This window comes from Traorella massiliensis, assembly GCF_900104665.1.
In the GTDB taxonomy this organism is placed as follows: Bacteria; Bacillota_I; Bacilli_A; order Erysipelotrichales; family Erysipelotrichaceae; genus Traorella; species Traorella massiliensis.
The window spans coordinates 397,725-410,150 of sequence record NZ_LT629969.1; the positions used below are offsets into that span (position 1 = coordinate 397,725).

Annotated in this window: 6 protein-coding genes; 4 read left to right on the forward strand and 2 right to left on the reverse strand. The window is 34.6% G+C overall.

The genetic code is table 11. The annotated features are described in order from the left end of the window. The first annotated feature begins 182 nt into the window (after positions 1 to 182). On the forward strand, positions 183 to 353 hold the full coding sequence (locus BQ5367_RS13530) for a hypothetical protein (RefSeq protein ID WP_154667089.1): 171 nt from the start codon (positions 183 to 185) through the stop codon (positions 351 to 353). A gap of 185 nt (positions 354 to 538) precedes the next feature. On the opposite strand, the gene BQ5367_RS09180 is transcribed toward BQ5367_RS13530, so the two are convergent. Then, positions 539 to 1,990, reverse strand: a complete 1,452-nt coding sequence (locus BQ5367_RS09180) for a transposase (protein ID WP_071441052.1) — start codon at positions 1,988 to 1,990, stop codon at positions 539 to 541. 180 nt (positions 1,991 to 2,170) lie between these two features. On the opposite strand from BQ5367_RS09180, the gene BQ5367_RS09185 reads away from it, so the two are divergent. The 3 genes from BQ5367_RS09185 to BQ5367_RS09195 all read left to right on the forward strand — a co-directional run bounded on the left by BQ5367_RS09185 (position 2,171) and on the right by BQ5367_RS09195 (position 11,632). Then, positions 2,171 to 6,247, forward strand: coding sequence for an immunoglobulin-like domain-containing protein (locus BQ5367_RS09185; RefSeq protein WP_071442224.1), 4,077 nt, complete (start codon positions 2,171 to 2,173; stop codon positions 6,245 to 6,247). 345 nt (positions 6,248 to 6,592) lie between these two features. Continuing rightward, positions 6,593 to 10,816 carry an immunoglobulin domain-containing protein gene (locus BQ5367_RS09190; protein WP_071442225.1) on the forward strand — a complete coding sequence of 1,408 codons (4,224 nt, stop codon included), beginning with the start codon at positions 6,593 to 6,595 and terminating at the stop codon, positions 10,814 to 10,816. A 156-nt stretch (positions 10,817 to 10,972) separates the two neighbouring features. Further along, positions 10,973 to 11,632, forward strand: coding sequence for a DNA alkylation repair protein (locus BQ5367_RS09195; RefSeq protein ID WP_071442226.1), 660 nt, complete (start codon positions 10,973 to 10,975; stop codon positions 11,630 to 11,632). Positions 11,633 to 11,849: 217 nt separating this feature from the next. Here the strand turns inward: BQ5367_RS09195 and BQ5367_RS09200 are convergent, their stop codons facing one another. After that, the gene (locus BQ5367_RS09200) at positions 11,850 to 12,365 is read right to left on the reverse strand and encodes a PD-(D/E)XK nuclease family transposase (RefSeq protein WP_071442227.1); all 516 of its coding nucleotides are present in this window, start codon (positions 12,363 to 12,365) and stop codon (positions 11,850 to 11,852) included. Positions 12,366 to 12,426: the final 61 nt, after the last annotated feature.

Consider the following 12,426-nt stretch of genomic DNA (forward strand, 5'->3'; position numbering starts at 1 on the left):
TGTTCTTTCTGAAAGCAAGAGAGTAATGAATGTTAAGAATAGAATAAATATATTAGAGGATTGTATTTTATGTTAATGTAAATTAAATTTGACCAAAAATTTGAGTATGAAAAAGTTTTGAAAATTATGATAATTATGCTAATATATATATAGAAAAAATTGCAGAAAGGGGATTGACAATAATGGCTGAAACTGCGACAATTTCTAAGCAAGCAAGCAAGCAAGCAAGCAAGCAAGCAAGCAAGCAAGCAAGCAAGCAAGCAAGCAAGCAAGCAAGCAAGCAAGCAAGCAAGCAAGCAAGCAAGCAAGCAAGCAGCTGGTTCTGCGCATTTTTTAGTCGGCCAAAATTGTAATCAATATAAGGCGTATTTTGTCTAATGAGACAGGTACGCCTTTTTCTGTGTATTTTTTGAGTAAGGACGAAAAGTAGTACTTAATCGAAAAGAAAAAGAAGAGATTTTAAATAAAAAAGTTAAATAAAAAAAATGAGCGCACTAAAAACAAGTGCACAAATGAAATAAAATAAATTTAGCGAAAATCAGGTTTCATTTTTAATCCAAGCATCAAGATGAATATTGATGGCGGCAAAGATTGAAAAGAAAGCTGCTTTGGAGTCTTCACGAATTCTCATCTGATGAAGATGATAGTCATTGAGAATTCTATTATTGATTCTCTCAGTACAAGTTCTATTTTTGTATAGTTCTTTCCATTTATCTGTTTTGTAAGGAACAGGGCCAAAAAGACGCATATCAAGCGAATCGTTAATGTAAACAGTTCTACCATATGGAGAAGGAGAACATGTATCTGCATGTGGACAAGAATCAATCAATCCCATTTTTAGAGGACAACGGAATTTTCTTCTTTGCCTTTGATAGTCGTAGCCACAGTGATACATTTCAACACCACAATCACAAATTGGTTTGCCGTTTTCACTAATAGAATCAAAGTGTTTATAAATATTTTTACCCAATTTACGTTGATTGAAATCAATGATTGGGATAATATTATGGTGACGCAGAAATTGGTAAACGGCAGAAGAATCGCTTGCGGAATCGAAACACATGAATTTTGGAGAGAGTTCAGGGTTAATATCAAGGAAACGAGCGGTAGAGGAAATGGAAGACAGAGCATCATGACGAGAAGCTTTCTCTAAATCGATAAAGACGGGAAGGTCAGTATGGATTAGAGGGTTATGATAAGAAATGTTATAGAGAGTATAACCGAAGTAATACATTCCAAGATCACTGTCCCAACCAAAATCTGCGTTTTTAGCGCTATAACGATGAGTGTTTAAAATATTGTCATCTTTAATGATTTGATGACCAAAAGGAGAAGCATGAATATGAAAAGCAGAACCATCACCAGAAAAGACAAGATTGTAGGAATCAATAAAGCCCATGTCATGAGAAGGAATGACAGCAATAGCGTTAAAAAGTAATTGAAGAGTATAAATCATACGATCACGGTCAAAAACAGAACCATCATGAGTGTAATTATCGAAAAGAGAATAAGTATCATCATTAGAGAAGTTCATTAATTTTTCACCTTTCTTAGGTTTAGAAGAATTAGATTTATTCGTAAAAAGGCCTTTAGGAAGAAGATCGTTATGGTGAGAAAAAGAATGAGTGATACGGTTAATGAAATCGTAATGAGAAGAATGGTTAGGAACATTCCAAGAACCGATAAGATATTGAAGAAGCCTATCGTGATGAACTTCATAACACCAATTTTTAAGAGAAGTAAAACCAAGATGAAGCATCAAAACGACAGAACGCAAATAGATAGCAGGATCGTTAGCGGGACGACCCAAAGGAGAATATAAAGGAAAGATGATATCGGCGACAAGGTCGACATCAAGTTTAGACAACTTATGAATAGCAGACTTAAAATTAGGAGAAGAAAGTCTGAAAAGATCAGAAGTTGAAAGAGAAGACTTTTCTGTCTTAAGAAATTCTTTGTAATCTTGAGACGAAGAGAAATAAATTAACATTGAAGATCACCACCTACTTACTACAGAAAGGCGAGCAAAGCGAGCCCGCAACGAGGGCGATTTGTCAAGCAAAAAGTGAAAAAAGTTGGGGGGATTTCAAAAAAACGGCAATTAAAAAAGAGCGTAAACAAGCCGTTAAAATGTTTTCGACCACGCTCTTTTTTTGAAAAGGAGGAAAAAATGCAGAAAAAATTGTTTATTGCTTTATTGGTTATATTTATGGCAGTTGGTTGCATAACAGCATCTTTAACTCCAAGTGTTTTAGCCACTGTTCAAGAGAGTGTTGATTATCAGTTTGATAAGAAACTGAGTAAAGATCAATCAAGTGTTACTATTGTTTTATATGTAAATGAACAGGTGAAAGTGAATCAGGTTACTTTGCCGGATGGTATGATTGTAAAAGATGATCTAACCCAATATTCTTATGATGTAACCGATAATGGAAATTATGAGTTTGACATTGAATATATTGATGAAGAAACATCAGAAATCTTATATGAAACAGTTTCAGTTGAAGTTACTGAAATCACAGAAACAGAAGTGCCGTCTAATGTTCCTGTCGCAGAAGTACCATCTAATGCCGTTGAAGTGCCTGATGACTCACTTGATGTTGTGTATGTATCAGCAAATGGGGATGATACAACAGGAGATGGATCACAAGGTACACCTTTTGCAACATTATCTTATGCTGTTAAAAAAGCAAGTGATGGTGCAACGATTTATGTTATGTCTGACTTAACAATGAACAGTACTGCACGTTATTATGGGAAAGATCTTACGATTACAAGTGGTAATGGAGGACCATATACGTTAACACGTGGAGATGATTTTGCTCAGGTTCAAGATGCTGCACGTTCTACGTATAATCCTGCATTAATAGAAGTAGATAGTACAGATGGGCCAAATACGGCATCATTAACATTAACTCATATTATTCTTGATGATGCTGGTAAAAAAGAAGGCAGTTATTTTGTTCAAGCAGATTCAGAAGGTGATGGACATACTACAGTGGGCAGTAAAGAAGTTCCAAATACAGACATCGTTCAAGATGGTATCATAGCAACTTATAATGGTGTTGCAACGATTACATTAGGTAATGGCGCAATACTTAAAAATTATGGTGGTATGTCTGCTGTACGTTTAGCTAGTGGTGTACTAGTGATGGAAGAAGGCAGTCAGATCATAGATGACAAAACAATTACTCGAGAAAAAGGTACAAGTGGAAGTTTTGGACCCGCTGGTGCTTTATGGTTACAGGGTGGCACACTCAATATGAAGGGTGGTATCATTGGTGGTTCTGATGGAGCAGCAATGAACGGTAGAGCTGTTTATGTTGATGGTGGAACTGCAACTATCGGTGGAACGATCCAAAATATTACTGGAACTGATGCAGCATGGCAGGGACAAAATGGAATTGCTGTCCATTTACGTTCTGGTGGTGAAGCTACATTAACGAGTACGGGTAAAATCAATAATGTTACTGGTAAATTCAGTGGTAATAATAGTGCTATTTGGTCACAATACTGTAATTTTACTGCGGATAAAGGATCATACATTTCGAAGGTTGATGGAATACCGGTAGTACATTTTGATGATTTAGGTCAGGATTATAAACATAAAATTTTTTTTGATGGTACTATTTCTGATTGTAATTCTGGTGAATCCTGGTTATATCGTTCCTGGTATGGTTTAATTGAATTAGGTGAAAATGGAGTGATTGAAAATTGCCAGACAAGTAATGCAGGTGGATTAATCTATTCGAATAATGGTTCACATTATGTCATTCGAGGCACCATTCAAAAAAATAAATCCTTAAGGTTAGGTTTTCTTACTAATGCTATCATTTATATGGCTAACCAAGGCGGTGGAACTCCAGAATGTACGATTGAATCAACAGCACATATCATTGATAATACTGGTTTAGGAATTCGTGTGAATAATAGCTCATTAGTAATTATGAATGGTGGAGAAATTTCTCGTAATTCTAGTTATGGTGTACAAGTGAGTGGAAAAGCTGACTGGAGAGGCGTTACATTTATCATGAATGGCGGGACTGTTGCCGATAATGGTGGAGTTGGCATATCTTATACTGTTGCAGGTGAATCACTTGTCGAACTAAATGGTGGAACAATATCTGGAAATGGCAGTGGCAATTATCAAATTTCTGCATCAGGTGGTTATGCCGTAGCTGAACGTGATGGAAAAAGTGGTTATGAATATACGCATATAAGTTCAAATGTTCTTGGTGATACACGAGGAATTTATGTAAGTGCCGGAACTGTGATCCTTTCAGAAGGATATGCAGATGTCAATTTAGGACGTGCTACATCACAAGTGGTAGCAGCACTTGAAAAGGAAGTCAACGAACGATATGCTGGATGGTCTAAAGTAGGATCTAGTGCTCTTTGGATCCAGCCATCAGCAACAGAGTTTTCTTTTGAATTTGATCCGTTATCAACACCAGGAAAAGCAGGATTATATGTAGTATATATGCCTGTCAATGATGATGGTACACCTCAAGAAAATGCTGATGTGACAATTGAAGAAGTTGAAAATGTTACTCAGATTCCTATCACTCTTAAGAATCTTACAGAAAATCAAGCTTATGCAGTAATGCTTTTCAATAATAATGAATACACTTTAGTACCTGATGATATTACCATCTATACAGGTGGCGGACAAGGTGATGAAACATATGATAATGGTGGATTTCCAGATTTCACAATTGTTAATTCTGTTGATGTTAATTATAGTGGTGAACTTAAATCTTTGACAATCAAAGGACAAGCAATGTCTACTGATGATGGACGTTTAATTGATCAATTGATGGATCATCTTGAAGTTACATATACGGATGAAGATGGTAAAGTAGTTACTGATGACAGACAAGCTGGAGAATATACTGCTACCCTTTCCTGGAAGAATGGTCTTAAAGATGAAGATGTACTTATCAATGGTAATATCGTGACTCTAAGTGATGAAGGCGGTACAGTTATAGTGCGCCATATTTCTGATAAAAAAGGAGCGATTTCAGGAACAATTATTCATCCATTGGTAACAGAAGATGAAATAACTTCAAAAGTAGAACATGCGACAGCTATGGCAAATGGCAGTAATCCAAGATTCTATATAAATAACGATAGTTCCAGAACAGTTTCAGATATTTCGGGTATTCAATTATTGGATGATTCGTTGTTATTAGAAGATGAAAATGATAACCGTCAAGAATTGATGGAAGAAAAAGCAAAAGAATATCTACAAATTCAAGATGAATTAGGTACATTCGTTCATTTTGATTTCCATTACTTAGATTTAGTTGATGCTTATAATGGAAATGCCTGGGTTTCCGCAAGTAGTGGAACAACAGTGTATTTACCATATCCTGAAGGAACTGATGAAACAACTGACTTCTCACTTGTTCATTACAAAGATCTTCACCGTGAATATGGAATCAGTGGACAAGCAGATGTTGAAGAAGCGATACGTAATTGTGAACTTGAAACAATTGAATTTGAACCAACTGAATTTGGTATCAGATTCTCAATTCCTCGTTCTGGATTCTCTCCATTTGCTTTAGTATGGAGTGAAGAAACAGGATCTTCTACAATTACTGTTCAATATGTAGACAAAGATCTTAATGAACTAATTCAACCTTCTTATGTTGTTGAATTAACAAATGGTGATTTTTATGATATTGCAGAAGCAGTGAATGTAGCTATTTCCGGATATCACTTTGATTCAATCGATACAGATCAATTATCGGGTATTGTATCTGAAGATTTGGTTGTTAACGTATATTATAAGAATGATGCACCTGTTATTTATGCAGAAGATCAGCTATTAACAGTGGGTGACTCTTTTGATCCAATGGAAGGAGTTTATGCAACTGATACAGAGGATCAGGATCTGACTACAGCAATTCAAGTGATTGAAAATACTGTATCTACAACAGTACCGGGAACTTATTATGTGACGTATCAGGTAAGTGATTCTTTAGGTAAGACAGCAGAAAAAACAATTCAAGTTATCGTAAAAGAAAAAGAAGAGATAACACCTCCAACTGATAATGAAGATAATGAAGAGGATAATCTTCCTATTGATGATGGTGATACAATCGATGATGATTCAAAAGATGATGGCTCTGTAAAAACAAGCGATCATTCACAAATTGTTTTATATTCATTTGCAGTAGTATTATCTATCACAATTGCTGGTTTACTTCTAATTAAAAGAGAAAGAGATCATTTAAATAAATGATATATAAAAAGCAACAATTCGTTGCTTTTTATAATGTAATTTAAAATAATGATCTTAACTAAATTATAACGTTATAAATGAATGATAAATATAATAATAAAAATCAATTTTGAATTTATATAAAAGTAAGGAAACGCCTTGAAAATTATAGTGTTTATGCTAATATAAGTATATACTAAAAATTCAGAAAGGAGCTTGACATATGATAAAAAAGATAACTCATCATTTAATGATCACATGGTCGTCCTATTCATCATGTCAAGCAAAGAGCGCAGGTTGTTCGTTTTTATAGCGGATAATCTGCGTTTTCTGTATTTTTATTCATAAAAAAGGAGGGAAGCAATTATGAAAAAGTGGGATTTCAAAAAATGGTTATCTTGTTTATTAGCAACATTGATGATATTTATGAATGTTCCACAGATGATTCATGGACAGGATGATAGTATTTATGCTGTTGATAGTGAATCAGCACTAGTAGAAGCATTAAATGATTTAAATGAAGGTGAAACGATTCAGCTCACTGCTAGTTTTGACTTAACTGCTCATATTACGATCAATAAGGATGTGACAGTGGATTTAAATGGTCAGACAATTACAATGGGAAATTATTCATTTAAAATTCAAGGTACACAGGAAAATCCTATCACTGTGACTATTAAAGATAGTGGTGATAATGGAAAATTAACAGGTACAAATTATATTATTGATATGAATGGCGGTGGCGCTGATACAGTGAAATTTGAAAGTGGTACATTGGAAGGCACTGGATACAGAAATGCTGTTGTTAGAATACAAAATGGTGATTATTTTATAATGAGTGGTGGTACCGCAAGACAGACTCATAGTAATGCTACTTGGGTATTATATGTTATGGGTAGCGGCAAAGCTGAAGTAATAGAAGGCAGAATAGAAGGTTCTTATGGAATAAAAGCCAGTGCATCTGCTTCAACTGTTATTGTAGGAGCGAAACCAGCTGGAAGTAAACAAACAACAGAAGAAGCTAGCAAAGTATATGTAAGCAGCATCAATTCCTCTAAAGAAGATGCGGCAATTTTATTGTATAGCGGAACATTTGGAAAAATAACTGGTTCTGTAGGAAGCGGTTTTGTTTTGGATGGTTGGTTTGAACAGGATGTGTCTGGTGTTTTACCAGCTGGAATGATGTGTGCTGAAGTAGATGGTCACTGGGAAGTATCACAATTAACTCAAGAAAATGCTGTGGCTATGATTGGTGATACATATTATGGCTCACTTGTTAAAGCTGCCGCAGAGTTAAAAGATGGTGAAGTATTAGTACTTCTAAAAGATTACAATGGAACTCAAAATGTTAAAGTAACTGTAAATCATGCTATCATTGATCTAAATGGACATAATATTACTAATAGTACAACGGATGGATATGGATTAGAGATTACTTCGAATTCTGGTGATGCACAAGGAGAGCTTGGAGTGACTGTTCGTAATTCTTCAAGTACTATTTCTCGTATTAGCGCAAATATTCCTTTATATGCACGTTCAGGTAATAGTTTAAAGGCAATGCCAGTTTTATTAGCTGAAAATATTGAACTTGTATCAAATAGTGAAAATACGCTTATTGAACTTGGTACAAGTGCATATATAGAATATAATGAAAAAGTTGCTTCTTATATTACGGTTGGTGGCTTCTTATCTAATCATTCAGATGGAAAACAATATATTCATGGAAGTTTCACACAGGCAGCAGAAAATGATATAAATCATACAGCCGTATTATTAAATGATTATCAAGGTGGTATTTCACTAAGTGCAGAAAATATAAGTTTAACATTGGATTTAAATGGACATACAGTTACAAGCGATGGAATTTCTGTCATTCGTGTAAATACAAACGATGCAGAATTGACGATTAAAAACGGTGTGATGATCAATAATGATGGCACAGGAGCAGAAGTGGGGATTCCTGCTGGAGGTGCTCCAGGTGGCAATGTAACTTATTTTAATAATGTAACACTTAACCTTGAAAATGTTGATTTGATAGCAAATAGTACATCAAATGAAGATTATGGTATTGTTTGTAACGGTGTGAGCACTGGAATCAATATCAATTTAAAAGGCGGTTCAGTAATTGCAAATGATATGATTGGTATTTATTTCCCAGCAGCTGATAGTACTTTAACGATTGATGGAACGAAAGTGACAGGCACAACGGCTGTAGCAATAAAAGGCGGAACTGTAAATATTACTAATAACGCTGAAATTATAGGTACTGGAGAAAGACGGAATCCTACAGCAGGAATTAACAGTGGTGTAAATGATACGGGTGCTGCAATCTATGTTGAAGGAAATTATGATCGAGATATTCAGGTTAATGTAGATAATGGTACTTTTACAAGTGAAAAAGGTTTAGCTGTACAGATGCTTGAGGATAGTAGTGCCACTGGGGAAAAGAATATCGTTCTTAAAGGTGGAACTTATTCAAATAATCCTAATCCTGATTTTATCTACCCTGGATTAGGTGTTGTTGAAAATAATGATGAAACATTTACGATTGCCCGTAAGGCAAGTGTATATGTGAATGGTTTAAATGGTAATGATACAAATAGTGGTGAAGATCGTGATCATGCTGTCAGGACGCTGGAACATGCCTTAAATTTAGTAGATGAAAGTGGAACGATCTACATTTGTGGTGGAGTAACAATTGATTCATCATTGATGTTAGATGGTGTAAATATTGAACGTGAAAGTAATTATAAAGGAACTCTTTTAACTGTAACAGGAAGTGATACTGTATTAACAATTTCAAATACAACGATTGATGGTAAGAAGATAGAGGGTACTAGTTTTCTTGTTATTGTTACAAATGGTGCGACAGTCAATATTCAAGAAGGAGCAAAGCTTGTTAACAACAATAAGAGTGCAGTTTTTGTAGGAAATAGAAGCTATCTGAATATGAGTGGCGGTGAAATTTCTGGTAACCATGATGATGTTTGGGGTGCAGGTATTTTTAATTCTTCAGGAATGGTTAATCTTACTAGTGGTGAAATTAAAAACAATACGGCTGGACAAGGAGCAGGTATCGTAACACTAAATGGTACAACTATTTTAGATGGAGCTACGATTTGTAATAATGCTGCCGAAACATATGGTGGCGGTGTCTATGTATATGGAAATTTAAACAATTTAGCTGTTTTTGAAATGAAGAGTGGATCTATTACAGATAATACTGCATCAATAACAGGGGCAGGAATATTTACATATGCTTATGATGGAGATGTTACAGCGAAGATTTCTGGTGGTACAATCAAAGATAATGTTTCTACGGAAGAGAATATGGGGCATGCAATTACTATATTCGGATATGAAGGCAGCATCTTATATCCAAGATTAGAGTTAAGCGGTCAGCCACAAATAGATGGTGATATATTCTATCAAAATGATTATGAGGATGGCTATGTCATTTATGTTACAGATGAATTTAACCCGGTAAATCCGATTGAAATAAGTAGAAGTAATATTTTATATGACATTCCAGCTGTTAATTATGCAGATGGACTAACTCCAAATCGTGATAATTTTATTTCGGGTTCTTTATTTGATGGATTTGTTGTAGATGGTCAGAATTTAAATTGGGCAGAAGCAAGTATTGTTTATTTCTATGATGAAGATGAAAAAACGGAATATAGAGAATATCGCCATGGAGTAGTGCTGGGTGAAACGATTGATGGTGATGATGTTCCAACTCCTAGCAAGACAGGTTATACTCTTTCAGGATGGAAAGAAAGAGGAACTGATGATGTATGGGATATGGAAAATGATCAAGTAAGTAAGAACACTACACGTCTTGTTGCTATTTGGTCATTGAATGTACCAACTGTATCCATTGAAACAACATCAACGAATGTTCATGAAGGTCAAACTTCTGTATTAGAGGCAAAGGCTACCCATGAATTAGATAATTTGACATATACTTATCAGTGGTATAAGGATGGTGTTGTTCTTGAAGGTGAAACAAAGAGTACATTGACAGTTTCAGAGAGTGGAAACTATATGGTAAAAGTTAAAGCAAGTGATGGCCAAAAAACTTCTGCGGAAGTTGAAAGTGCAGTTCTTGAATTTACAGTAGAGGATCATGTTTATGTTCCAAATGTTACCGCTCCAACTTGTACAGAAAAAGGTTATACAACCTATACTTGTGATATTTGTGGTGATACTTATGTAGCCAATTATACAGATCCAACAGGACATAGTTATTCAGATTCATGGGTATCTGATGATACAAGTCATTGGCATGAATGTAGTGAGTGCAATGATAAAAAAGATGTAGCTGAACATATATACACATGGGTCATTGATAAAGAAGCTACAGCTACAGAAGCTGGTCTGAAACATGAAGAATGTACAGTTTGCGGTCATGAGAAAGCATCTGTTGAAATACCGGCAACAGGTGATCCAGATAAGCCAACAGAGGATACGGAAACTCCAAATACAAATGATGATAGTTATATCTTCTTGTGGTTGGGATTATTACTTGTGACAGGTGCTGTACTGTTGAGTACTTATATATATAAAAGAAAGACAGCTAAAAGATAAAGAATAATAACGTCCTGCGAATAAATGCAGGACGTTAATGTTATATTTTATGTAAGAATGAAAGATAGGTTAAAATTCTTATGATGAAATAGGAAAGACAATATGATAAGGCAATGTTATAATTGAGATAGAAAATCTAATTTACAGAGGTGTGTTATGGATAAGTATTTGGAAATAAAAATAAGATTTGAATCAATGGAAGATAAAGAAAATGCCTTATTGATGTCAAAATATATGAGAAATTTATTTAGCTTTTATGGAATTCCAACTCCAATAAGAAAGGCTATCTATAAAGATTTTTTCAAAGAAGAAAAGAAACAGAAAAAAATTGATTGGAATTTACTTGATCAATGTTATGAAGATGAACATAGAGAATTTCAGTATTTTGTTTGTGACTATTTAATTACGATGAATAATATTTTAACTTATGAAGATATTCCAAAAATAAAACAGTATGCGCAAACTAAACCATGGTGGGATACCATTGATTTTTTAGATAGTGTAATCGGAGAAATCGGATTAAGAGATCAAAGAGTGGATGCTTTGATGATAGAATGGTCAAAAGATGATGATTTCTGGATAAGAAGAATAGCGATTGATCATCAATTATGTAGAAAAGAGAAAACAAATAAAGAATTATTAGAAAAAATTATAATTAATAATTTTGATAGTGATGAGTTTTTTATCAATAAAGCCATTGGCTGGTCTTTAAGAGATTATTCTAAAACAAATCCTGATTGGGTAAGGGGATTTATTCATAAATATATGGATCAAATGAATAAATTAAGTATTAAAGAAGCAAGTAAGTATATCTAGTCTTTTAATTAGTAATGATACAAAAATTGATTATTTTTTGATGAAAAAAAAGTGTTTTAAATTTTCTAAAAAACAAAGCGTCTAATATGTAGCTGCTTTGTTTTTTTGATATTCTTCATTTTGAAATATTATTAAGATATGTAAGATATTCTTCCCTCTCTTTTGCTGGTATCTGCATCATATCAAATACTTCTTCCACACTCATATCATTATTCTTCTAGCCAACATGGACCTTTTTGTCCAGCGAGATTTCCGTTATGCTGCCTCTTTCTTCCTTGGGAGGATTGAGGCAGACCCAGATCGAATAGACCTTCTTGAGATTTTCATAACGGGAACCTCTGATCTGATCCTCATACTGCATGGAAAGCATACGGCTGCCATAGTAGACTCCTCTTGCCGATAAAGGATAGCCGGGATAGAAGTCATCCTGAATTTCGATATTGATGTAGAAGTCGATATCCTGATCACGCTTAGGCAGATGTGCCATAAAGAAGATATCAAAGACAGCTTTTCCTTCTTCCAGAGTATCCTCTTCAAACTGGGTAATGAAAGGTGAAAGACGATGAACTTCTTTCTGATTGACAGAGATGTCATGGATACACTTGCTGGCAATGATAAAGACATCGACATTACTGAATTCATGAATACAGCGTTTAAGGATATATGCGAGAAAGATAGGGCGAGCGAGGATCTGTTTACAAAATGTGTCATACTGCTTGTTGAGATTGCTCATACACACCTCCTACTTTTATATATCCATCAAATCGGCAAATTTCCCAAAATTCATAAAAACA

Bases quoted from the DNA above. Each gene is read 5' to 3' on its own strand.
- BQ5367_RS09200 (WP_071442227.1), bottom strand. From the start codon at position 12,365: ATGAGCAATCTCAACAAGCAGTATGACACATTTTGTAAACAGATCCTC.
- BQ5367_RS13530 (WP_154667089.1), top strand. From the start codon at position 183: ATGGCTGAAACTGCGACAATTTCTAAGCAAGCAAGCAAGCAAGCAAGC.
- BQ5367_RS09180 (WP_071441052.1), bottom strand. From the start codon at position 1,990: ATGTTAATTTATTTCTCTTCGTCTCAAGATTACAAAGAATTTCTTAAG.
- BQ5367_RS09185 (WP_071442224.1), top strand. From the start codon at position 2,171: ATGCAGAAAAAATTGTTTATTGCTTTATTGGTTATATTTATGGCAGTT.
- BQ5367_RS09195 (WP_071442226.1), top strand. From the start codon at position 10,973: ATGGATAAGTATTTGGAAATAAAAATAAGATTTGAATCAATGGAAGAT.
- BQ5367_RS09190 (WP_071442225.1), top strand. From the start codon at position 6,593: ATGAAAAAGTGGGATTTCAAAAAATGGTTATCTTGTTTATTAGCAACA.